17 protein-coding genes are annotated in these 22,513 nt (G+C 75.8%); 12 read left to right on the top strand and 5 right to left on the bottom strand.

The window, feature by feature from the left end; genetic code table 11:
- Positions 1 to 124: 124 nt before the first annotated feature.
- From ABZX96_RS20135 to ABZX96_RS20125, 3 genes are all read right to left on the bottom strand, one after another.
- Positions 125 to 1,180: a lactonase family protein gene (locus ABZX96_RS20135; RefSeq protein WP_355546209.1), complete on the bottom strand. Its 1,056-nt coding sequence runs from the start codon at positions 1,178 to 1,180 to the stop codon at positions 125 to 127.
- Between the two features lie 198 nt (positions 1,181 to 1,378).
- Positions 1,379 to 2,017, bottom strand: a complete 639-nt coding sequence (locus ABZX96_RS20130; RefSeq protein ID WP_355546207.1) for a DsbA family protein — start codon at positions 2,015 to 2,017, stop codon at positions 1,379 to 1,381.
- Between the two features lie 73 nt (positions 2,018 to 2,090).
- The gene (locus ABZX96_RS20125) at positions 2,091 to 2,801 is read right to left on the bottom strand and encodes an SDR family NAD(P)-dependent oxidoreductase (protein ID WP_355546205.1); all 711 of its coding nucleotides are present in this window, start codon (positions 2,799 to 2,801) and stop codon (positions 2,091 to 2,093) included.
- A 102-nt stretch (positions 2,802 to 2,903) separates the two neighbouring features.
- Here ABZX96_RS20125 and ABZX96_RS20120 point away from each other — a divergent pair, with 102 nt between their 5' ends.
- From ABZX96_RS20120 to ABZX96_RS20065, 12 genes are all read left to right on the top strand, one after another.
- A complete protein-coding gene (locus ABZX96_RS20120; RefSeq protein ID WP_355546203.1) occupies positions 2,904 to 3,806 on the top strand; it encodes a helix-turn-helix transcriptional regulator in 903 nt (300 codons plus the stop codon).
- 540 nt (positions 3,807 to 4,346) lie between these two features.
- Positions 4,347 to 5,849, top strand: a complete 1,503-nt coding sequence (locus tag ABZX96_RS20115) for an FUSC family protein (protein ID WP_355546221.1) — start codon at positions 4,347 to 4,349, stop codon at positions 5,847 to 5,849.
- 530 nt (positions 5,850 to 6,379) lie between these two features.
- Entirely contained in the window at positions 6,380 to 6,865 is a 486-nt protein-coding gene (locus ABZX96_RS20110) for an Lrp/AsnC family transcriptional regulator (RefSeq protein ID WP_355546201.1), read from the top strand.
- Positions 6,866 to 7,048: 183 nt separating this feature from the next.
- Complete coding sequence (locus ABZX96_RS20105) at positions 7,049 to 7,777, top strand: HAD family phosphatase (RefSeq protein ID WP_355546199.1); 729 nt, start codon at positions 7,049 to 7,051, stop codon at positions 7,775 to 7,777.
- Between the two features lie 692 nt (positions 7,778 to 8,469).
- On the top strand, positions 8,470 to 10,635 hold the full coding sequence (locus ABZX96_RS20100) for a hypothetical protein (protein ID WP_355546197.1): 2,166 nt from the start codon (positions 8,470 to 8,472) through the stop codon (positions 10,633 to 10,635).
- A gap of 1 nt (position 10,636) precedes the next feature.
- Positions 10,637 to 11,848, top strand: a complete 1,212-nt coding sequence (locus tag ABZX96_RS20095) for a hypothetical protein (protein WP_355546195.1) — start codon at positions 10,637 to 10,639, stop codon at positions 11,846 to 11,848.
- A gap of 564 nt (positions 11,849 to 12,412) precedes the next feature.
- Entirely contained in the window at positions 12,413 to 14,986 is a 2,574-nt protein-coding gene (locus ABZX96_RS20090; protein WP_355546193.1) for a GTPase-associated protein 1-related protein, read from the top strand.
- Complete coding sequence (locus tag ABZX96_RS20085) at positions 14,986 to 16,638, top strand: hypothetical protein (RefSeq protein WP_355546191.1); 1,653 nt, start codon at positions 14,986 to 14,988, stop codon at positions 16,636 to 16,638. Before ABZX96_RS20090 ends, ABZX96_RS20085 begins: the two co-directional genes overlap by 1 nt.
- A gap of 78 nt (positions 16,639 to 16,716) precedes the next feature.
- On the top strand, positions 16,717 to 16,842 hold the full coding sequence (locus ABZX96_RS20080) for a hypothetical protein (protein ID WP_355546189.1): 126 nt from the start codon (positions 16,717 to 16,719) through the stop codon (positions 16,840 to 16,842).
- A gap of 249 nt (positions 16,843 to 17,091) precedes the next feature.
- Positions 17,092 to 17,757, top strand: coding sequence for a tellurium resistance protein (locus ABZX96_RS20075; RefSeq protein ID WP_355546219.1), 666 nt, complete (start codon positions 17,092 to 17,094; stop codon positions 17,755 to 17,757).
- Positions 17,754 to 18,632: a PP2C family serine/threonine-protein phosphatase gene (locus ABZX96_RS20070; RefSeq protein ID WP_355546187.1), complete on the top strand. Its 879-nt coding sequence runs from the start codon at positions 17,754 to 17,756 to the stop codon at positions 18,630 to 18,632. Before ABZX96_RS20075 ends, ABZX96_RS20070 begins: the two co-directional genes overlap by 4 nt.
- On the top strand, positions 18,629 to 19,963 hold the full coding sequence (locus ABZX96_RS20065) for a protein kinase (RefSeq protein WP_355546185.1): 1,335 nt from the start codon (positions 18,629 to 18,631) through the stop codon (positions 19,961 to 19,963). The genes ABZX96_RS20070 and ABZX96_RS20065 overlap by 4 nt, the downstream gene beginning before the upstream one ends.
- Before the next feature lie 147 nt (positions 19,964 to 20,110).
- Here ABZX96_RS20065 and ABZX96_RS20060 read toward each other — a convergent pair whose 3' ends face one another.
- Together ABZX96_RS20060 and ABZX96_RS20055 are read right to left on the bottom strand one after the other, a co-directional pair.
- Positions 20,111 to 20,428: a hypothetical protein gene (locus tag ABZX96_RS20060; protein ID WP_355546183.1), complete on the bottom strand. Its 318-nt coding sequence runs from the start codon at positions 20,426 to 20,428 to the stop codon at positions 20,111 to 20,113.
- A 167-nt stretch (positions 20,429 to 20,595) separates the two neighbouring features.
- Positions 20,596 to 22,104: a hypothetical protein gene (locus ABZX96_RS20055; RefSeq protein ID WP_355546181.1), complete on the bottom strand. Its 1,509-nt coding sequence runs from the start codon at positions 22,102 to 22,104 to the stop codon at positions 20,596 to 20,598.
- Positions 22,105 to 22,513 lie beyond the last annotated feature (409 nt).

Below are 22,513 nucleotides of genomic sequence, written 5' to 3'. Positions count from 1 at the left end.
CGCCCCGCGGCTCCCCCGGGGGTGGCCTCCTGCCCCTGCTGGGGGGCCCCCAACGTGGTGCCGGCCCACCCACTGTGTCGTTAGCGGCGGCCGTACGAAGACGGCCGCGCCCTCCCGAAACCGGCTACGCGAAGACCACGCAGGACGCCCCCGGGGCCTCGATGCCGCCGGTGTGCGCCGGTACCCCCGTCTCCGGGTCGACGGCGAACCAGGTGACGTCGCCGGACCGCTGGTTCGCGACGTACAGGTGCCTGCCGTCGGGGTGCAGGGCCAGGTCACGGGGCCAGTGCCCGCCGCACGGCACCGTCGTCACCAAGGCGGGCTTCTCGCCGCTGCCGCCGAGCGTCAGTACGGAGACGCTGTCGTGGCCCCGGTTGGCGGTCCAGAGGAACCGGCCGTCCGGAGAGACCACCACCTCCGAGGGATAGGTCCCGACGACCACGCCCTCGCTGTCCTCGGGCAGCAGCCCCGTCTCGCGCAGCGGCGTCAGGGTGCCCGTCGACGCGTCCCAGCGGCAGGCGGTGACCGTGGGCTCCAGCTCGTTGACGACGTACGCGTGCTCGCCGTCCGGGTGGAAGGCCAGGTGGCGCGGCCCGCTTCCGGGCCGCAGGCGTGCCTCGTTACGGACCGCCAACGTCCCCTCGGCCTCGTCCCACACGCAACTGCGCACGGAGTCCGTGCCCAGGTCCACGCTCAGCAGCCAGCGGCCGGAGGGGTCGGGCAGCACCGCGTGCGCGTGGGGCTCTCCCTGGCGGTCGGGGTTCGGGCCGCTGCCCTCGTGCCGGAGGACGGCGACCGGCTCGGCGAGCGCGCCGTCCGGGCGGACGGGGAGGGCGGTGACGCTGCCGGAACCGTAGTTGGCGGTCAGCAGGTGCCCGGACCACAGCGTGAGGTGGGTGGGCGCGGCGCCGCCCACGGCGACGGCGGGGGCGAGGAGTTCCGGCCCGCCAGGGGTGAGCGCGAAGGCGGCGGCCCGGCCCTCGTCCCGCTCGCTGACGGCGTAGAGGAACCGGCCGTCGGCGGACGGGGCCAGGTAGGACGGGTCGGCTACCGCGTCGGTGGAGTGCACGGGGGTGAGGGCGCCCGAGTCCGGGTCGACGTCCGCCGTGGTGATGCCGCGCCCGCCCTCCGACGTGAACGATCCGATGTACGCGCGCCGCCCGCTGCCGCTCGTGCCCACTGGCCTGCCCTTCGTCCGCCCTGTGTTCGTACGGGGGCGACGCTAACAGCACCCGCGGGCGGAGGACCTGCCGTCGGTGGCGAACGGCCGGGGCGTCTCCGTTTCCAAGGCTCGTCGGGTGCGGGTGGTGGGGTGGGGTGGGGCGGGCCTCGTCCCCGGCCGTCGTCCCATCACACGTCCGGATCAGCCGTCGTCCCGTCAAACGGCCGGGAGCACGTCCCCTCGTTCCGCCCGCAGCGCCGCGAGCAGTTCCTCCTGGGAACGTTCCCCCTCGATCAGGTCGCCGTCCCCGAAGCGGAAGGCCGGGGGCGTGGTGATGCCGAGTTCGCGGACGTGCCGCAGGTCCGCCCGCAGCCGGTCGGCCCCGCGTTCGTCCGTCAGGCCGTCCGTGTCGACGTCCGCCTCGGTGGCGAGGCGGGTCAGCGTGGCCGGGTCGGCGAGGTGCAGCCCGTCGGCGTAATAGGCGCGGAAGAGCCGCTCGGCCATCCGTTCCCCGCGTCCCTGTGCCGCCGCGTGCGCGAGGAGGCGGTGGGCGTCGAAGGTGTTGACGAAGACGGCGGAACGGAGGTCGAGCGTCAGGCCGTCCTCCGCGCCGTGGGTGGTGTCGGCGGCGATGGCACGGGCGGTGGCCTCGCCGCGTTCCCTCTTGTGGAGCTCGAAGAGCGGTTCCCCTTCCCGGCCGGCCTCGGGCCTGAGCTGGAAGGGCAGGAAGGTGATGTCCACCGCGCCCCCTTCGGCGCGGTGGCGGTCGGCGGCCCGGACGAGCCGGGTGAACGCCTGGTAGCTCTGGACGCAGACGAAGTCCAGGACGAGGGCGACGTGGCGGGACGGGGGCACGGGTTCCTCCGAGGGGCGTGTGCGGGAGGCGTGAGCAAGGGCGTGAGCCGGAAAAGGGATGGGGTTGGTGGGATCACCAGGGAACGGCGCCGGCGGACGACACGAAGGTGCCGGTGGGGCCGTCGGGGCCGATCCGGGCCATCCGGACGATGATCTCGGCGCCCTCGGCCACGGTCCGCGTGCCGGTGTGGCCGTTGAGGTCGGTGGCCGTGAAGCCCGGGTCGACGGCGTTGATCCTGAGGTCCGGATACGCGTGCGCGTACTGCACCGTGACCATGTTCAGCGCGGCCTTCGAGGAGGCGTACGGCAGGACCGGGATCCAGTCGGGCACCCAAGAGCCAAGGCGTTCCGGCTCGGCGGCCACCGCCAGCGATCCGAGACCGCTGCTGACGTTGACCACGACGGGCGTGCCGTCACCGGCCCGCAGCAGCGGCAGGAAGGCGTGCAGGACCCGGACCGGGCCGAAGACGTTGGTGGCGTACACCTCTTCGAGGTCGGCGGCCGTGACGGTGTCCGGCGGGCCGCCGGGGCCGGCGATCCCCGCGTTGTTGACCAGGACGTCGAGGTGGCCCGCCTCTTCGCGGAGGCGATCGGCGGCGGCCCGTACGGACGCGTCGCTGGTGACATCGAGGGGCAGCACCCGGCCGCCGGTGGCGCGGGCCGCCGCCGCGCCGCGGGCCGGATCCCGCGCCCCGAGGTAGACGCGGTGGCCCGCCCGGACCAGCTCCCGCGCGCTCTCCAGGCCGAGCCCCCGGCCGGCGCCGGTGATCAGTGTGGTCGTCATGGGCACCAGCCTGCGGCCGGGCGCGGTGCCCATGGAGTGCCCGGTTCTTCCTGGGAACGGCGGTACCAGGACCGGGACGCGGCCCCGGCCGATACTGGGGTGATGAGCGGGCGTGCGCACGGTGGGGCGGAAGACGGGCGGCTGGGCGCGGCGCTGCGCCGCTGGCGGGAGCGGCTCTCACCGGACGAGGTGGGGCTGCCCGCCGGGCGCGGACGCCGCGCGGTGGGGCTGCGGCGCGAGGAACTGGCGCTGCTGTCGGGCGTCTCCGTGGACTACGTCGTGCGGCTGGAACAGGGGCGGGCCACCTCGCCGTCCGCACAGGTCCTGACGGCGCTGGCGCGGGCGCTGCGGCTCGCGGAGGCCGAGCGCCGGCACCTGTTCGCGCTGGCCGGGCGCGCCGCCCCGGGGGACGCGTGGATGCCGTCCCACCTCACGCCCGGCGTGCAGCGGCTGCTCGACCAGTTGGACGGCACGCCGCTGGCCGTGTACGACGCCGCCTGGACGCTGATCGTCTGGAACCGGCTGTACGCGGCCGTGTTCGGCGACCCGTCGGCGCTGACCGACCGGGAACGGAACGTCGTCTGGCGCCACTTCACGGGGAGGCCCGAGCGGGTGGTCCACACCCCCGAGCAGGAGGCGCTGTTCGAGAGCGCCGTGGTGGCCGACCTGCGGACCGCGGCCGGCCGCTACCCCGCGGACCCGAGGCTGCACGCGCTGGTGGCCGTGTTGCGCGACACGAGTGCGCGGTTCGCCACGCTGTGGGACGCGTACGTGGTGCGGGACCACGTGGCGAGCACCAAGACGGTCCACCACCCGGAGGTCGGACCGCTGGTCCTGGACTGCGACGTGCTGACCGTGCCGGGCAGCGACGTCCGCATCGTCGCCCACACCGCCGCGCCCGGCGGCGAGAGCGCGGGCAAACTGCGGCTGCTGTCCGTCCTCGGCACCCAGGTCCGGCAGGAGGGACGGCGGCCGGATCCCGCCGTGCCTGCGCCGCGGGTGTGAGGCGGGCGGTCGTCCGAAGGGGCGTGTGACGGGGGCCGGCGACGCGGTGACGCGGCGGCGCGGTCGCCCCGTGGCCCGGCGGCGCGCGGAGGCCCGGTGGGCGGGCGGTGTGGGCCCGGTCGTGCGGCTGCCGACGGCTCCGGGGTGTACGTCGCGGGCGCGATGGCCTTGGTGGTCGGACGGTGCGGACCCGGCCCTGCCGCTGTCCCCGGCTCCGGGACGGGCATCGCGGGCGCGACGGCCCGGTGGACGGACGGTGTGAACGCGGCCCTGCCGCTGCCCCCGGCTCCGGGGCGGGCGTCGCGGGCGCGATGGCCCGATGCGCGGCCGACGGCCGGGGATGCCCCCGGAGTGTGGTCCGTTGGCCCGCTCCGCGCCGATGCCGCGCCCGGGGGATTGGGCCAATGGCACAGCGCATCCGGCAACTGTTGAGCCAGGGGGTGCTCGGATGCTCTCATGATCCTGTCAATGGCGCTGCGGATTCCGCGGCGCCTTTTTCGTGCACAGGGACGGAGGGCACAGGGAGACGTGCTGAAGAGGATGTTCGTGGCTCCCGATCCGGGGCGGGTGCGGCTGCGCGGTGCGGCGCGCGCGGTTCTCGGCATCGGGTCGGCCGTGGCCGTTTCGGGGGCGGCCGGTCAGTCGCTGGTGGCGGCCGTCGCCGGTGGGCTGGCCGCGTTGCTCGCCCTGTTCACGGTGGGGGACGCCACCGTTCGCGGCCAGGCGCTCACCACCGCGCTGCTGCCCGTCGTGGGGTTCCCCGTGCTCGCGCTCGCCACGGTGCTGCACGGCCTTCCGTTGGCACGCGACGCGGCTTTCCTCCTCATCGTCTTCGCCGGGGTGTACGCGCGCCGCTGGGGTCCGCGCGGCCAGTCGCTGGGGATCTTCGCGTTCATGACCTTCTTCATGGCGCAGTTCCTCCACGCCGTGCCGGGTCAGCTGCCCGAGTTGTACGGGGCTACGGCCCTCGCGCTGGCCGCCTCCTCGTTCGTCCGCTTCGGCCTGTGGTGTTACGAGCGCCGTATGCCGCCGACGGCGGTCCCCGCGCCGCTCGCGGCCCGCGGCCTGGCCCGCCCCACCACCCGGCTCGCCGTCCAGAACACCGTCGCCGGCGCGCTGGCGCTCGTCGTGGGGCAGGCGGTGTCCGACGAGCGCTGGTACTGGGCGGTCGGCACGGCGTGGTGGATCTTCGTCAACACCGCTTCCCGCGGCGAGACCCTGGTCCGCGGCTTCCGCCGGGTGGTCGGCACGCTGGCGGGCATCAGTGTGGGCCTGCTGGTCGCCGTGCCCCTGCACGGGGCGCCCGTGCCGACCGCCGTCCTCGTCGCGGTCTGCGTGTTCGGGATCTTCTACACGGCCGGGCCGTCGTACAGCTGGATGATGTTCTTCGTCACGGTCATGGCGGGGCTGCTGTACGGGCTGCTCGGCGTCCTCCACCCCGGGCTGCTGGGCCTGCGCCTGGAGCAGACGCTCGTGGGCGCGCTGGGGGCGGCGGTGGCCGTCGCCGTGGTACTGCCCGTCACGACGCACGCCACCACCGACGCCTGGATCCGGCGCGCCCTGCTGGCCGTCCGGCACTGCACGGCCGCGTCGGCGCGGCGGCTGGCCGGGGAGGAGTCCGCCGACCCCGCGCCGCACATCGCCGAACTGGAACTCCTCCTCGGCCGGGTCCGGCTCTCCCTGGCTCCGCTGCTGCACCCGCTCAACCCGCTGCGGGAGCGCCGCGAGCGGGCCCGGCGGGTCCTGGTCCACCTCGACGAGTGCGTGCGTCAGGCACGCGGCCTGGCGGCGGTGGCCACCGACCCCGCCGCCTCGCACGACGCCCGGCTGACCGCCGCCTGCCGGCGGGTCGAGGCCGCGGTGTCCGCCCTCGTCCCGGCGGCCGGGACCGCCGTCCCCGCGGACGGGCCCGCCTCGGCCGCGCCGCAGCACCACCCGGGCGCCGAGCGGGCCCTGGCGCACCTGCACGATCTGGAACGGGCGCTCGCCGAGCTGGCGGCGCCTCTGCTGCACCCCTCGCGCACGGGGCTGGCCGGGGCCTGATCGGCGATTCCTGGAACGTGCGGCGGCGCCCTGAGGTACCTCGGGGCGCCGCCGGGCGTTCGGGGCACCTCGGGCCGCCACCGGGCGTTCCGGGCACTTCCCGATGGTTGCCAATACCGTTCGGTCGGGCCCGCTCACCATCCGCGCTCTTGTGGACCGCTGTCACCGGTGCCCCAGGGGACCGTCCCGAGGCCGCGCCGTCCTCGGCGGAAGCCCAGTGGCCCCCGCCATGCCGTCCTCGGCGGAGGCCCGATGGCCCCCGCCGCGCCGGACCGCCGCATACGCGCGGACGAAGACCAGGGCGACCGGGGGCCCGGCCGCGCACGGCGCCGTCCTGGCCACCACCCTCCGGGCCGCTTCCCTGGCGGAACCGCCGGCCCCCGGCTCACTCGCGCACGGGGCCGACCCCTCTCGGCTCTGGCCTCCCCCCTGACCGCGCGCCCCCTCCTGCGATGATGGAGCCCTTGACGCAGCCGGGGCCGGGCCCGGCGCCGCCCGATCCGCCCCGAGTGCGAGGAGACCGTTCGATCATGGCCGTGGACGCCCTCGACGCGCGGATCCTGCGGCTCCTGCTGGAGCAGCCGCGGACGAGCGTGCGCGAGTACGCGCGCATCCTGGGGGTGGCCCGCGGCACGGTGCAGGCGCGGCTGGACCGGCTGGAACGGGACGGGGTGATCACGGCCTACGGCCCCCGGCTCTCTCCCACCGCCCTCGGTCACCCGGTGCTCGCCTTCGTCCACATCGAGGTCACCCAGGGGCATCTGGAGGAGGTGGCCGGCGCCCTGTCCGAGGTGCCGCAGATCATCGAGGCGTTCTCCACGACCGGGGGCGGGGACCTGCTCACCCGCGTGGTGGCGCGGGACGCGGCGCATCTGGAGGACGTCATCCAGCGGCTGATCAAGGTGCCGGGCGTGGTGCGGACCCGTACCGAGGTGGCGCTGCGCGAACGGGTGCCGCACCGGATGCTGCCGCTGGTGGAGGCGGTGGGTACGGCGTCGGGGGCGCGCCCGGAGTGAGCGGCGGCCCGTCCGGAGCGAGGCGCAGGCCCGTCCGAAGTAAGCGGCGGCCCGTCCGGAGCGGGGCGCGCCCGGAGTAGCGAGGCGCGCCCGGAGTGGGCGGGCGTACGCCGGCCCGTGCCACAGGCCCCTTCCGCCCCCATGTGCTGCCGCACTCCTCCGGCCCTTGGCATGCTGGGGATCATGAGCCCTTCCCCCGACTCCCCCGCTGCCCCGGCCCCCGCCTCCGGCACCTCCCGCCCGCCCGTCCTCTTCGACCTCGACGGCACGCTCGTGGACAGCGAGCCGAACTACTACGAGGCGGGGCGCGCGCTGCTGGCCGAATACGGCGTCCCCGACTTCACCTGGGAGGAGCACGCCGCCTTCATCGGCATCGGCACCCGCGAGACGCTGGAGACGCTGCGCGACCGCCACGGCATCGACGCCCCCGTGGACGAGCTGCTGGCCGGCAAGAACCGCCGCTACCTTGAGCTGGCGCGCCGCCGTACGGACGTCTTCCCCGAGATGCGCAAGTTCGTGGAACGGCTGCACGCCGCCGGGCACCCCATGGCGGTGGCCTCCGGCTCCTCCCGGAACGCGATAGCCGTGGTCCTCGCCGCCACCGGATTGGACGCGCTGATCAGTACGTACGTCTCGGCGGAGGAGGTGGCGCACGGCAAGCCGGAGCCGGACGTCTTCCTGGAGGCGGCGCGGCGCCTGGACGTGCCGCCGGCCGACTGCGTGGTTCTGGAGGACGCGCCACCGGGCGCCGAGGCGGCACGGCGCGCGGGGATGCGGTGCGTCGCCATCCCGTACGTGCCCGGGACGGTGGACGACCCGGCGTTCGCACGGGCGGGGCTGCTGTTCGCGGGCGGGCAGGCGGAGTTCACGGCGCAGGCGGCTTACGAGTGGGTGGTGGGGGCGGCGGGCTGAGTCCGCCAGGGCCGGGGAGGCGCGGAGGTCCGCTGGAAGGCTCGGGACGTCCGCCGGACACACGGGGGCCCGCTGGAAGATTCGGGACATCCGCCGGACGCGCGGAGCTCCGCTGGAAGATTCAGGACATCCGGACGCACGGAGGTCCATGGAGCGCACTGCCCCACGGCCCTGGCCCCCGCCCCTCGTTCACCCATCACCCATCACCCCCACCCTGCCGAAACGACCCTCCTCCCACGGCGACGGGGCCCCGGCCGAACGCCCCCTCCCCCGTACGGCGAACGCCCCGCCGCCGCGGCCCGTCGGCCCCGGTCAGCCGGGAAGCCGGGTTGCTCCGAACGGGGCGCGGGGGTGTGGCCGCTTCTGCTGCAATGGGAGTTCCGCCACGTTGTCGCCCTCTTCCACGGGCGAACCCTTCGCAGGTCCGCGCCGCGCAGGTCCGCGCCGCATCGGGCCCGCCCGGGACGGTGGCCGGAGGACTGGGGGGCCGAGTGGTATCGCGCGGGGGAGCCCGGAAACGTACGGCAGCGCCCGGCGCGGCGCGCGTCCGGGAAGAGGCGCCGGTCCTGGCGGAGATACCGCTGTTTCCCGGCGTCGGGGGGTACGGAGCCTGGGCGAACGCCCTGCGTGCCCTCGGCGCCCGGCACACGGCCGACGCCCTGCGCCCGTCCGGCGCGGACGGAACGAACGGCGTGAGCGGAACGAACGGCCCGCCCGGTGCGAACAGTGCGAACAGTGCGAACAGTGCGAACAGCCCGAACGGAACGGCCAAGGGCACCGGTGGCACCGGCAGCGCGTTCAAGGTCCTCGACGGCCTGTGGTTCCCCGCCGCGCGCGGCATGCGGTGGCGGCGGGTGGACCGCGCGTACGTGCGCGAGCAGTGGGAGCGCCGGGAGCGGACGGCGCTCCTCCCGGAGGCGCGGGCGGCGCTGGGGCTCTACGCGCGGATGGACGCGGTGCTGGCGGCCGACCCCATGGGCCTGCGGCGGGTGGTGCTGTACGAACTCGCCGTCCTGTTGCTCGGCCACCCACCGCACGGGCGCGCGTCGGCCGCCGTGACGCTCGGCGTGGACGCCGGGGAGGCCGCCGGGTTGGCCGCCGCCGTCACCGCCGCGCTGCCCCCGGAGGGCCTGGACCGGGCGGCGGCCGAGGGCATCCAGGACGCCTGGGAGCGGCGGGAGGTGGTGCGGGCCGCGGCCTGCGCCGACCGGCTGCCCGCGCGCCCGGCGGACGCGCTGCTGCGCGCCCTGCTGGCCGAGGTGGCCGAGGAGCGGCGCCGGACCGGGCTGCTGGTGGCGGAGGCCGCGCGCCGGGAGCGGTCGGGAGAGGCGGAGCGGGCCGCCCGCCTGTACCTGCGGGTGGCGCGCCGGACGGTGGACGAACCGGCGGCGCTCGCCGGCCTGCTGCGCACGGCCGAGACCCCGCGCGAACGGGGACCGCGCGCCCGGCTGGACACCGCGGGGGTGCGCGTGGAGTGGCCGGTGCCCGCGTCCGACGGCGATGCGCGCTGGCGCGTCGTACGGCACCCCGAGGGCGCCCCGGAGGAGCCGACGTGGATCGGTGCCCCGACCGAGAAGGGCGCGGTGCTCGACCGTACGGCGGTGCCGGGCAGCCGGGTGCGGTACGCCGTGCTGCCGGTGCGCGGCGATCTGGTGGCGGGGCGTCCACAGGCCACCGCGGCGCTGCTGGTGGCGCCGGAGGTGACGGATCTGGAGCTGACGGCCGGGCGGGAGCAGGTCACGGCGTCCTGGTGCGCCCCGCACCCGGCGGCCGAGGTGCGGGCCGTGCGGCTGGCCGCGGGCGGCGGGGAGACGGAGGTGCGGGGCCGCCGGGACGGTTTCGCGGACCGTCCGCTGCCGCCCGGCCGCCACGCCTACCGGGTCCGCTGCGCGTACCGCGCGCCGGATGGAGCGGTGGTGTGGTCCGCAGGCGTCCGGGCGCGCGCCGTCGTCGAGGAGTGGCCCGAGCCGGTGGCCGCGCTGACCGGGACGCTGGATCCGCGCGCGGGCGTCGTCCACCTGAGCTGGTCCCCTCCGGGGCGCGGCGAGGTCCGGCTGATCCCGTGGAGCGGGACGCCCCCGGAGCCGGGGGCGGACCTGACGGCGGACCGGGCCGCGCTGCCGCCGCCGCTGCCGTCCCGCGAGGTGGCGCCGCCCAAAGGGACGTCCGTCCGCGTCACCGCCGTCACCGTGCTCGGCCGCCGGGCGGTCGCCGGCCCGAGTGTGCTGGTCGAGGCGCACGGCACGGTCACGGACGCGGTGATCGAGCGGCTGACCGGTGACGAGGCGCGGCTGACGTTCGGCTGGCCGGAACCGGCGGGGCAGGTCACCGTCCGCTGGGAGCAGGCCGGCGCCGTCCGCGAGCGGCGGGTCAGCCGCAGCGCCTACCTGCGGGACGGTCTGCGGGTGCCGGTGACCGACGAGCCGTGCGCGGTGCGCGTCGCCCCGGTGACCGGCGCCGGCGTCGACATCGTCGTCCCTCAGGAGGCGCGGCTCACGCTGCCCGCGCGCATACGGGTGGGCTACCGGCTGACGGGACGCCGGTGGTGGCGCCGCGCGCGGCGCACCGTCGTGGTGCGCGCCGTGGTGCCGGGGCGGGTTCCCGGCGGCCCCGAGCCGGTCGGCTGCCCCGACTTCCTGCTGGTCGGGCGGCCGGGCCTGGCCCCGTTGCGTCCCGAGCAGGGCACCGAGGAACTGCGGCTGGCGGGTGCGGCGCTGGTGTCGGGCGAGCCGGTCCCCGTCGAGATCGACCTGCGCGAGCGGTCCCGGCCGTATGCGCTGCGCGGTTTCCTGCTCGGGGCCCGGGCCCCGGGCGCCTTCCTGGACCACCCGCCTCCCGAGTCCCTGGTGGTGCGCTGACGTGACCGTGATCGTCTGTCCCTACTGCTTCACCTCCGCCCGGGTCGCCGCCCTCCCCTACCGCTGCATGATGTCGCACACCGGTGTCCGGGGCGGCGCGCCGTGCGTCCCGGTGGCCGACGCCCGGTGGGCGGCGTTCTCCGGGAACCCCGCCACCGGGGGCGCCGCCCTGCGCGGCCCCTGCTTCGAGGCGCCCAGGCGCGCGGGGCGCGGCCGGGCGCCCTGTCCGCACTGCGGGGTGCCGACTCCGACGCGGGTGTGCCGCGCGTGCCACGCGGACCTGCCCAGCGACTACTGCGACCAGGGCAGCCGCATCATCGCGCTGATCGGTCCCAAGACGGCGGGCAAGAGCACGTACGTCACGGTGCTGGCGCACGAGTTGCGGCACCGCGTCGGGCGGGCGTTCGGGGCGTCCCTGTCGGCGATGGGCGGCGCGACGCAGAGCCGCTACCGCCTCATGGAGGACGCCCTTTACGACCGACTGCTGCTGCCGGGGCCCACCCAGCCCGCGGCCATGCGGTTCAACGACCCGCTGCTGTTCCGGCTGAGCCTGCCCCGCCGGGGCCCGGCCTGGTTCCGGCGCGGCAGCCGGCACACCGCCCTGGTCTTCTTCGACGCGGCGGGCGAGGACCTGGCCAACCAGGAGGCCATGGACCGCTTCACCGCCTACCTCGCCGCCGCCGACGGGGTGATCCTCCTCGTCGACCCGCTCCAACTGCGGGCGGTACGAGACCAGTTGGCGGACGATGACGGGCTCCTGCCGCCGATCGAGACCGCGCCCGAGCAGATCGCCGCCGACCTCGCGGCGCAGTTGCGCGGGCACCGGCGGCAGGGGTCCAAGGGGAAGGTGAGCACGCCGGTCGCGGTCGCCCTGTCCAAGTCGGACGTGCTGCGCCGACTGCTCCCGGACGGTTCCCCGCTCACCCGCCCGGCCGCGCACACGGGCGGAGCGGTGGACGGGGCGGACCGGGCCGCCGTCCACGAGGAGGTCCGGGCGCTGCTGGACGAGTGGGACGGCGGCGTGCTGTACCGCCAACTGGACCGGGACTTCGGCCGGTTCTCCCTCTTCGGCCTCTCCGCGCTCGGCGCCGCGCCGCCCGAGGGCGCCCCTGGTGACGCCCCGCGCGCGGGCCCGCATCCGCTGCGGGTGGAGGACCCGTTGCTGTGGCTGCTGGGCCTGCGCGGGCTCGTCCCCGTCCGGAAGAGGGGCTGACGGTGGGCCCGCACCGCGGCCCGCGCCGCCCGGTCCGCAACCGCCCCGGCCCACGTACCGCGCCGACCCGCCGCACGGCCCGGGCCCGCTCCAACTCCTGTGCGGCGCCCACCCGCCACACGGCGCCGGGCCACACCGACCCCGTATCGCATTCCCGCGCCGCGCGGCCCGAGCCCACATCACGCCCACCCGCCACACGACGAAAGGCTCCTCCGGCCCACGTGCAGCGCCGATCCGCCGCACGGCCCGTACCCACTCCAACCCACGTACCGCGCCGATCCGCCGCACGCCCCGGAACCGACCCGGCCCTCGTACCGCGCCCAACCACCACGCGCCCCCGGCCCGCTCCAACCCCCGCACCACACCCACCCGCCACACAGCGTCGGACCACACCCCCCTCCGCATCACCCCCGCCCATCACCCGACCCAATCCCACCCCACCCCGCTCCGTCTCCCCCCACCCCCGCCCCCTCTCGTCCCCGCACCACCGCCCCGCGTCCCGTGCGCGGACACCCGGCGTACGGACGGGGCTCCGCCCGGCCGGCCCGGAAAGGACACCGCACCATGGCTCCCTTCCCCCAGTTGCACTACACCTCGGCCGCGCCCGGCGCCGACGGGTCGGGGTTCCGGTTCACCGCCGTCAGCCCGGGGGTGGATCCGGCGCTGCTGCGCCAGGTCGAGCCCCTTTTGGGGTACGAGCCGCCGCGGGACGCCCCGGCCCGCCCGAGTGAGCGCGAACTGGCGGCGTTCCCGGTGGCGTTCGGCTTCACCCGGCTGACCGACGGGACGGGGCTGCTCAGCCGGACCGTCTACACCGGCGCCGACTACAGCGGCCGGTACGGCAACTTCCACGCGCACGCGCTGCTGCTGCCCCCGGACGGCGGGCTGCCGGGGCGGATGCTGCCGGTGGAGGCGTGGGGGTCGGCGGACTGGCGGTCGGCGACGGCCGGGGACGCGGCGCCGCCGCCGTCGGCCGGGCCGCGGCCGGGCGGCCGGTTCGGCAGGCGGGCGCTGACCGGTTTCGCGTGGCGGCACGGGGAGCGGCTGGCGCCGTTCCTGGCCGACGTGCGGCGGCTGTTCGCCGCCGAGCCGGGGCCGCCGCTGGTGATCGTGGAGAGCGGGTCGGAGGAAGTGGCCCGGTGGGTGGCCCTGGCCTGCGGCGCGCTGCCGCACGCGCTCGCGGCGCGGCTGACGTTCCTGACGTACACCCACCGGCCGTATTTGGCGGAGCAGCAGATCGTCGGGGTGTTCCCGGACGCGGACTTCGGGTTCACGCCCTCGGACCTGCTCCACCAGTACCGGGTGCACCACTGTGTGGGCGGGCCGTCCAGTCCGGCGCGGCAGGATCCGTGGGCGGCGGTGGCCGCGCGGGTCTGGCTGGCGGGGCGGCCGGACCTGTTCGTGCGGGCCGGGGCCCGGTCGGCGGACGCGGGCGATCCGTTCGAGGACGGGACGCTCGCGGCGCTCGCCTTGGGCGCGGGGATCACGTTGGACGGCGCGGGGCGGTCGGCCGCGGTCCGGTGGGCGTCGGGCCGGGCGCACCAGGAGGAGGCGCCGTTCTGGCAGGCGTTCTTGGGCACGCTGCTGGCCGAGGACCCCGCGAACCCCGAGCCGCCCGCCGCCCCCGAGGCGCTGCTCGGCCTGCTTGACGCGCTCGCCGTCCACCGGCCGCGGGAGGTCACGGAGCCGCTGGCCCGCTTCCTGGTCCGGCGGTCCGTGACCGGCTCGCCTCCCGGGCCCGTCCCGGCTGCCGGACGCACCCGCCTCGGCCCGGAGGCGCGCCGGGAGCTGGGCCGGGAGCTGGGTGCCGCGCTGTGCGCGGAGCTCGGCGCCGCCGCCCTTCCGATGGCGCGCGGTCTGGCCCTGTTACGGCTCGCGGAGGAGTTGGGCGTGGACGCCGCCCCGGCCGTGCCCGCCCTGTCGGCGCGCGTCGTCGGCCACCTGCTCGCCGACGCCGGCGACCCCCCGGCCGCCGAGGTCGCGGCGGCGCTCGCCGGGCCGGGCCGGGCGGCGCTGCGGCAGGCGGTGTTCGACCGGCTCAACGACGCGGCCACGGGGGACGATCCGCGTCCCGTCGTCCGGGTGCTGGCCGCGCTGCTTCCGTACGGCGAGGGGGACGAACTGAGCGGCCGTCCGCACCTGCGGCTGGCCGCCGCCGCGGGCCGGGCGGGCGGCGGGGACGAGGGCCCGGCCCTGCTGCGCCGCCTGCTGCGGGAGGCCGGCCCGGGCGCCGCCGCCGAACCGTCCCTGCTGGCCACCGCCTACCGGCTGGCCTGGACCGCGCGGCGGCCGTCCGCCGCCGACGCCCGGGCGCTGCTGGCCGGGACCCCGGACCCGCTGCTGACGGCGAGCGGCCTGGACCGCGATCTGGTGGCCGGCGCGCTGGAAGCGGCCCCGGACGACCCGGACGCCCCCGGCCTGGCCGCCGAACTGCTGCGCCGGTTGCCGGAGGGCACCGGTTCCCCGGCGGCTCGGGAGCGGGCCGCGCTGCGGCTGCTGTGCCACGCCGAGGAGGTGCGCTCCGGCCGCGCCGGGCCGGGGTTCACCGCGTACGCCGTCGCGCTGCTGCCGCTGGCCGAGCCGCTGGAGGAGGGCGTCGGGCGGCGGCTGGGGCGGGCGCTGGCGGCCCGTCTCCTCGGCGGCCCGGTGGCGGAGGGCGATCGCCTGGCCGGGGTGCCGCTGGAGGAGCTGGGGCAGCTCGCCCGCGCGGGGGACGGGCCGCTCCTGACCGCGTACGAGGAGGAGGCCACCGGCCCGGTCCTGCGCGCCCGGCTGCGGGACGACCCGCACGGCCCGGCCGCCTGCTTCGTCGCCTGGAACAGCCACGCGGGGGCGAGCCCCGGCTGGGACGCGCTGCGGCACCGGCTGCTGGAGGACGTGCTGCGCCCGGCGGTCCGGCGGCTGCCGGACGACGCGCTGGCCGCCGTCGAGGACCGGGTGTCCGCCGCCGACGCCGGGTGGGCGGACGCCTGGCGGCGGTGGCGCCGCCCCGGGTTCGTCCGGCGGTGGGGGCGCCTGCGGGGCGGCGGCCGGGGCCCGTCCGGGTCCGCCGGCGACGGCCACCGCTCCCCGCCCGGCAACTGGACGAACCTCGCACCGGATTCCACCGAACTCCCCGACGAGAGGGACCACCCCTGATGGACGCGTTCTCCGGCCGCCCCGCGGGCCTCGCGGTCTTCCTGGTCGTCGTCCTGGAGGCCCCGGTCGTGCTGTGGTCGCTGCTGGCGGTGGCCCCGGTGGTGTACTGGCACTTCACCCGCACCACCGCCGTCCTGCTGGGCCCGGAGCGGCCCGGCCGGGGCACCCGTGTGCTGCCGCCCGGAGGTACGGAACCCGCGTACGCCTCCTACTGGGCGCGCCAGGTGTGGAGCGACTGCGCGCGGGCCACCGCCGGCGGGGCCGGGGACGCCTGGCACCACCTGCGCGACCACTGGCTGCGGGGCCGGGTCCGGCAGCTCATGGTGGACCGGTACGCCCCCACGGGCCCGCGGCGCGGCCCGGTCCGGCTGTGCGCCGCCCGGTTCTGGGGCGCCGGGGTGGCGGCCGGGGCGGTGACGGGCACCCTCGCCGCCACGGCCGGCCTGACGGTGGTGCTGCTGCTGTTCGGCGTCCTGCTGGCGGCGACGTGCGGGGCGCTGGCCACGACCGCCGTCACCGTGCGCGGGCTGGACGCGGGGCGGCTGCGGCTGGGCCGGATCCGCATGCGCTGCCCGTACCCGGGCTGCTACCGGCCGGTCGTCCTCCCCGTCTACCACTGCCCCGGCTGCCAGGTCCCGCACCGGAACCTGCGGCCGGGCCGGTACGGCGTGCTGCGCCGGGTGTGCGGCTGCGGCACGGCGCTGCCCACCAGCTTCCTGACCGGCAGACACCGGCTGGCCGCCGAGTGCCGCGCGTGCCACCGGCCGCTGCCCGCCGGGCTGGGGTCGGCGCGGCTCGTCCACGTACCGCTGATCGGCGGCACGTCCTCCGGGAAGACGATGCTGCTGCTGGCCATGGTGGCGGGCCTGCGCGCGCTGGCCGAAGGGGGGCGGCTGCGCCTGGCGTTCGCCCTGGACGCGGACCGCGTCGAGTACGACCGGGTCCGCGGCGAACTGGCCCGGGGCGGCTGGGCGTTGAAGACGCAGATGCAGCTCCCCCGGGCGTTCATGCTCCGCGTGGGGACGCGACGGCGGCGCCGCCTGCTGTACCTGTACGACCCCAAGGGCGAGACGATGGAATCCGCGGAGACGATGCGCGAGCAGCAGTACCTCGCCCACGCGGACGGGGTGCTGCTCGTCATGGACCTCCTGGCGGACCGCCACGTCCGCCGCTCGCTGACCGCCGAGGACCGGGCGCGAGCGGACGCCGCCGCCCCCTCCACCGAGGGCCCGGCGGACACCTACGAGCGGCTGACCGCCGAGTTCAGCGCCCTGTCGCGGCGCCGCCGCCGCACGGCCGTCGCGGCCGTGGTGACCAAGCGGGACGTCCTGTACCGGACGGCCTGGCCCGCGGCGCCCACCGGCCCGGTGCGGACGTGGCTGGCGGACATGGGGCTGGACAACCTCGTACGGGCCGTGGAGCACGACTTCGGGCCGCGCGGGTACTGGGCGGTGAGCGCGCACGCCGCTACCGGGCCCCAGGCGTGCGAGGCCGAACTCCGTCACGTGGTGGAGCCGCTGCTGTGGCTGCTGAGCCGTTCCGGTCTGCGGGTCAAGGGCGCGGGAGGGATGTCCTCCGCTCCGCCGAACGCGCCCGCGCGCCCACCCGGAACAAAGGGCGAAGCGCCTGACGAGGGATCACTCCGCCACTAAAGTCGAGGAATCCACCGCGTCACCGGTTCCGCTCGCGGAGCTTCCGGGCGGGCGCGGCGGGAAAAGAGGGATGTGGTCGTGACGCGGGTACCAGGTCATGTGGCCCGGCAACGCCGTGTGGTCGCCGGTTTCTTCGTCGGTTCGGCGCTGCTGTTCGCGCTTCTCCTCCTCACCGCCGTCGCCCTCGTCCTCACCTCGCTCTGACGTCACGAAGCCCGAAGTCACGAAGCTCGAAGTCACGAAGCCCAGGTCGCGAGGCCTGAAGTCACGAAGCCCAAGTAACGAAGCCCAAGCCACGAAGCCTGAACTCGCGAAGCCCAAGCCACGAAGCCCGAAGTCGCGAAGAAAGAACAGACGTTCCCGGTCAAGGGAGCGAAAGCCGTTCCCGGCAAAGGCAAGAACAGCCCTTTCCGAACAGGGGGAAACCGTATGAGCGATATTCCCGGCGGACCGATGGAAAGCCGTCCGGTCCATTTCTTCTGGCTCCTGGACTGCTCCTCCTCCATGGGGCTGAACGGCAAGATCGGGGCACTGAACTTCGCCATCCGCGAGGCCGTTCCGGAAATGCGGGCGGTGGCCCGGGACAATCCGGCGGCGTCCCTCGTCCTGCGCGCGATGACGTTCTCGGGCACCGCCCGCTGGCTCCAGCCGGCCTCCGTCCCCGTCCACGACTTCGTCTGGCAGGACGTCCGGACGGACGGGATCACCAACCTGGGCGAGGCGCTGAAACTGGTCGCCCGCGAACTGGAGATGCCGCCGATGCCCTCGCGCGCCCTCAAACCCGTCATCGCCCTGGTCTCCGACGGGCAGCCCACCGACGACTGGCGGGCCGGGCTCGGCGCCGTGGACGCCACCCCCTGGGGCAAGCGGGCCGTGCGGGTGGCCATCGCCATCGGGGACGACGCCGACCGGGACGTGCTGCGCGAGTTCCTGGCCGACCCGGAGCTGGAACCGCTGGACGCCAACAGCCCCAAGGCGCTGGCGGCGGCGATCCGCTGGGCGTCCACGGTCGCCGTGAAGGCCGCCTCCGTCCCCGTCGCCGGCGGTGACACCAAGACGCTGGGCTACGGCCCCTGGGCGCCGCCGGTGGTGGCGGACGACGACGATGACGTGTGGTGACCGTGACGGACGCCCAGGTGCCCGACGGCCGGCCGCCCGGCCACCGGTGGCGGACGCTGTACGAGCACGCGGTGGGGGCGAACAAGAGGCGCTACCAGGATTACGCGGACGGCGCCCACGGCGGGGACACGGTGGTGCTGGCGGTCGCCGACGGCCACGGGTCCCCGGCGCACGTGCTCAGCCACGTGGGCGCCCGGTGCGCCGTGGAAACGTTCGTCCAACTGGGCCTGCGGTTCGCCGAACGCGCCCACGCCCGGCTGCCGCTGCCCCGCCTGAAAGCCGACGCCGAGGAACGGCTGCCGCGTGAACTGGTCCGCCAGTGGCAGCACCAGGTGCTCGCCCACGCCCGTCAGACGGCCGGTGCCTTCGACGGCCCGCCCCAGGACACGGCGGCCCGGCGGCGGCACCTGGTCCCGTACGGGACGACCCTCATAGGGGCGGTGATCACCGCGGACCTGCTGGTGGGCTGGCAGCTCGGGGACGGCGAACTGGCGGTCGTGGAGTGCGACGGCAGCGTCCGCATCCCCCTCGACCCGGCCGGGCCGCAGCTGGGGGACGAGACCGACTCGCTGTGCAGCCTCCAGGCGTGGGAACTGGTGCGGGTCCACTGGGCCCCGCTCGCCACCCCCGAATGCGCGCCCTCACTGGTGATGCTCTCCACCGACGGCCTGTCCAAGAGCTTCGTGGACCACCAGGGGTTCGTGCAGTTCGTCCGCGGCACCTACGACCGGCTGCGCGACCAGGGGTTCGCGGCCGTCGCGGACGACCTGCCCGCGTGGCTGGCCCAGGCCGCCCGGTACTCCGGCGACGACACCACCGTGGCCGCCGCCTGGCGGCCCGCCCAGCACACCCCAGACGCACAGGAGGACCGATGACGACCGGCATGCTCCCTCCCGGCACCCGCCTGACCGCCGAGCCCGGGTGGCCGGTGACGATCACGGGCCTGCTCGGCTCCGGCGGCCAGGGGGAGGTGTACCGGGCGGACACCCCCGACGGCGAACGGGCGCTGAAGTGGTACTACCCGTCGTGCGCCACCGAGCGGCAGCTGCACATCGTGGAGGACCTGGTGGCCCGCGGGTTCGACGACGACCGGTTCCTGTGGCCGCAGGAGACCGTGTTCGACGGGCAGGGCGGCTTCGGCTATCTGATGCCGCTGCGCCCGCAGCGCTTCCAGGGGCTCCCCGACCTCTTCCGCCGCCAGCTGCGCACCACGCCCCGGGCTCTGATCACCGCCGGCGTACACACGGTGGAGGCGTACGCGTCCCTGCACTCCCGGGGCATCGCCTACCGGGACATCTCCTGGGGGAACATCTTCTTCGACCCGGCCGACGGCGACGTCCTGGTGTGCGACAACGACAACGCGGTCGCCGAGGGCGGGGTCTCCGGGATCTCCGGAACCATGGAGTTCATGGCGCCCGAGCTGGTGCGCGGCGACGAGGGCGCCATGCCCAGCACCCAGACCGACCTGCACTCCCTGGCCGTCCTGCTGTTCATGCTGCTGATGAACCACCACCCCCTCAAAGGCGCGCAGGAACTGCGCATCCGCTGCATGGACGAGGCCGCCGAGAAGCGGCTGTACGGCACCCGCCCGGTGTTCGTCTTCGACACCCACGACACCTCCAACCGCCCCGACCCCGCCGAGCAGCCGACCGTGCTCGCCACCTGGGCCGCCGCCCCTGAGACGCTGCGGGCGCTGTTCGTCCAGAACTTCACCGAGGGCCTGCGCGAGCCCGCCCACCGGGTCCGCGAGTCACAGTGGCGGGAGACCCTGAGCAAGATCCGCGACACCATCGTGGCCTGCGCGGACTGCGGACGGCAGAACATGACCGAGCCGGACGGCCGCACCCCGGGCACCTGCTGGAGCTGCGGCAAGACGCTGCTCCTGCCGCCCCGGCTGGTACTCACCACCAGCAGGCCGCGGACGGTCCGCACGGTGCGCCTGGGCCGCGACGCCCGGCTGTTCGCCCACCACCTGGAGGCCGAACCCCGGCGGCACGACTACTCCGACGGTGCGGTGATCGCCGCCCTGTCCGAGCACCCCCAACGCCCCGGCCACTTCGGCCTCACCAACCGCTCCCCGGCCACCTGGCACGCCCGACGGCCGGACGGGAGCACCCAGGAGGTCCCGCCCGGGCGCACGGTGCCCTTGCGCACCGGGTTGGCGGTGGATCTGGGGACGGCGTCCGCGGAGGTGTGCGGGGCCTGAGCGTGTCCGGCGGGGTGGGATCGCCGGCGCGAAAGGCAGGGCGGTGGTCAGGCGGGGCCAGGGGCCGGCGTCGGCGGCACGCGCCCGCGGCGGCTGGGGCCGGCCGCGCCGGCCTGCCGATCCAGCGGGCCCCCGGTCCGCCCGCCCTCACCCGCCGAGTGCCCGGCGGATGCCCTCGATCAGGGCCAGCGTGCCGCCGGCGGCGCCGACGCTCTGCGTCAGGGTGTCCAGCCACTCCCGGATCCGCCCCCGGTCCGGCTCGGCGCCCGCGGCCTCGGCGCGCGCCAGCTCGGTGCGGACGGCCGCGGCCTGCGGCGGCGCGTCGGGGCCGAGCCGCCCGGCCAGTTCGCCGGCGAGCCGCAGCGCCTCGGCCGGCGACGCCGACGCGCCCGCGTTGACCTGGGCGTTGCCGTCGCCCCACTGACTGGGCCCGTTGACGGGGCCGTTGACGTGGAAGGTGCTCATGGTGGGCCTCCTGCCGGCTGTCCGAACTGTGGGTCGTCAGAACTGTGGATCGTCAGAACTGTCGGTCGTCAGAACGAGACCGTACGGACGAGGCCGTGCGGACGGATCGCGGATGACGAAGCACGGATGCATGCGGGTGAGCGCGGCTGACGAGGTGGGGGCACGGATCAGGTCCCGGGCGCCGGGGCGGGCGAGGGGCCGCCGCCCGGTGGCGCCGCGCCGGGCGGGGCGACGGGCTGGTTGCCCTGCGAGTTGTTGTTGCCCCACTGGCTGGGCCCGTTGACCGGGCCGTTGATGTGGTAGGTCTGCGTGGTGATGATCTGCCGCTGGGCGCTCTCGAAGTCGGAGGTGTCCACGTTGTGCTGCTCCAGGAACCGCTCGGTCGCGATCAGCACGCCTTGCTGCAACCGCTGGAAGAAGTGCGTCGCGTCCCGTTCCTCCGCGTAGCCCATGCGGTCCCAGTCGGCCACCCGTTCCCTGAGGCTGTCCTTCGCTCCGTAGTCGTAGTACATCCGCCCCTTGCGGATCTCATGGCGGATCCCGGAGAGCTCCCGCTCCAGCCGGTGGCGCTGGTGGGACCGTTTCAGCAGCCGGTCCGGGGCGCCGAACACGGCTTCCCGGTACTCCTCGTTGACGGTGCGCACGGTGTCCCACCACAGCGCCGCCGGCCCGGACGGCAGGTACTCCACGGCGTCGAACCGGCTCGCCAGCGGCGGCAGCACGTAGGAGGCGACCTCCCACGACAGGCGCGGCATCAACAGCAGCGCCCTCAGGTGCATGGTGACCACCACCCGCCCGCCCTCGCCGAGCATCCGCAGGCACAGGTACGTCTCCGCGCCGGCGCCCGGCCGCGCGGCGCCCGAGCGCACCAGTTGCCGGGGGATGACCGGCAGCGGGCGGCGCGTCGGATCGGGCAGCACCCCCGCGCCGAGGTGGGAGACGTGCAGCCCGCGGACGTAGAGCCGGTTGCGGGCCTTGAGCGTCTCCAGGCCCACCAGGCGCGGCATTTCCACGGCCAGGTACTGGTGCAGGTCGGTGGCGTCGAAGGGGCGGATCTGCTGGGGCCTGCCCTGGTCGTCCTTGGCGGGACGGCCCACGTCGATGGGCGTCCAGACCGCTTCCTTGATCCGCCACCCGCTGCCCACGAACGGGTTCACCGACTCGACCGAGGCGTGGTAGGCGACGAAGTTGGCTCCCTTCAGGGCCTCCAGGGCCTTCTCGACCTCCGGGGCGACCGCCGGGGCCAGGCTCCGCGCCGGTTCCTGCCGCCGCCCGAGGGCCAGCGCCGCCGCCCGCGCCGCCCGCTCGGCCCGGAAGACGACCACCCAGGAGAATGCCAGCACCCCGCCACTGATGCCGGCCGCGACGACCGCCCACGTCGTGTGCCCGCCGACCAGCGCCCAGACGGCCAGCGCGGCGCATCCGACCAGCACCGTCACCGAAACCGCCAGCACGGCATCCCGGCGCTCCCTGCGCAGCACCGCCTGCCGCGCGTGCCGCACCAGCGCGACCAGGTTGATGCCCAGCGGCAGCCCCACCGCGGTGAGGGCGTCGCCGGCCAGTTCCTTCCACGCCGTGCGGGCGAAGTCGTCGTCGAGGTGCGCCGTGGCGCACAGCCGACGCGTCACCAGGTCCGTGCGGTATTTCGGGAGCGGGGAGAGCTGGGTGAGCGGCATGGCGTCCTCGGCCTGGGCGGCGTGCGTCTTTCCGGGCCCGCACGAGGTGTCCGTCTTTCCGTCCCCCGGTGGACAGCGCACTTCCCACGGTAGGGGGGCGGTCGGCGGCCGGGCGGGGTTTCGGCAGATCTCCCGCCGACCGCCGACGGCACCCGGAACGGCACAACCCCGCCGGCGCGGAGCGGCTCGCGTATCCCTCTCAGCCCCGACACGCACACGGGACACATTCGCCCGCGCGAAATGAGCCCCCTCGATATTAGCGCGGAGGGCATTCCGTACGGGGTGGTTTCCCGGTCCCCGTCCGATTCCTCGACACGCACACCTAGCGTCGCGGAGTCAGGTCTTTTCTCGCACCGCCTTTCACCACCTTTCAAGGTTTCAACCCATCAACAGCGAGAACGCGAAACTC

It is taken from the genome of Streptomyces sp. NPDC003077, assembly GCF_040611095.1.
Taxonomy (GTDB): Bacteria; Actinomycetota; Actinomycetes; order Streptomycetales; family Streptomycetaceae; genus Streptomyces.
This window is presented reverse-complemented; position numbering and strand designations above follow the sequence as displayed.

What these genes read in the sequence shown, in the direction of transcription:
- ABZX96_RS20125 (WP_355546205.1), bottom strand. Translation starts at nt 2,801, where the DNA reads ATGACGACCACACTGATCACCGGCGCCGGCCGGGGGCTCGGCCTGGAG.
- ABZX96_RS20085 (WP_355546191.1), top strand. Translation starts at nt 14,986, where the DNA reads ATGGACGCGTTCTCCGGCCGCCCCGCGGGCCTCGCGGTCTTCCTGGTC.
- ABZX96_RS20055 (WP_355546181.1), bottom strand. Translation starts at nt 22,104, where the DNA reads ATGCCGCTCACCCAGCTCTCCCCGCTCCCGAAATACCGCACGGACCTG.
- ABZX96_RS20075 (WP_355546219.1), top strand. Translation starts at nt 17,092, where the DNA reads ATGGAAAGCCGTCCGGTCCATTTCTTCTGGCTCCTGGACTGCTCCTCC.
- ABZX96_RS20120 (WP_355546203.1), top strand. Translation starts at nt 2,904, where the DNA reads ATGAGCGGGCGTGCGCACGGTGGGGCGGAAGACGGGCGGCTGGGCGCG.
- ABZX96_RS20065 (WP_355546185.1), top strand. Translation starts at nt 18,629, where the DNA reads ATGACGACCGGCATGCTCCCTCCCGGCACCCGCCTGACCGCCGAGCCC.
- ABZX96_RS20115 (WP_355546221.1), top strand. Translation starts at nt 4,347, where the DNA reads ATGTTCGTGGCTCCCGATCCGGGGCGGGTGCGGCTGCGCGGTGCGGCG.
- ABZX96_RS20060 (WP_355546183.1), bottom strand. Translation starts at nt 20,428, where the DNA reads ATGAGCACCTTCCACGTCAACGGCCCCGTCAACGGGCCCAGTCAGTGG.
- ABZX96_RS20090 (WP_355546193.1), top strand. Translation starts at nt 12,413, where the DNA reads ATGGCTCCCTTCCCCCAGTTGCACTACACCTCGGCCGCGCCCGGCGCC.
- ABZX96_RS20105 (WP_355546199.1), top strand. Translation starts at nt 7,049, where the DNA reads ATGAGCCCTTCCCCCGACTCCCCCGCTGCCCCGGCCCCCGCCTCCGGC.
- ABZX96_RS20110 (WP_355546201.1), top strand. Translation starts at nt 6,380, where the DNA reads ATGGCCGTGGACGCCCTCGACGCGCGGATCCTGCGGCTCCTGCTGGAG.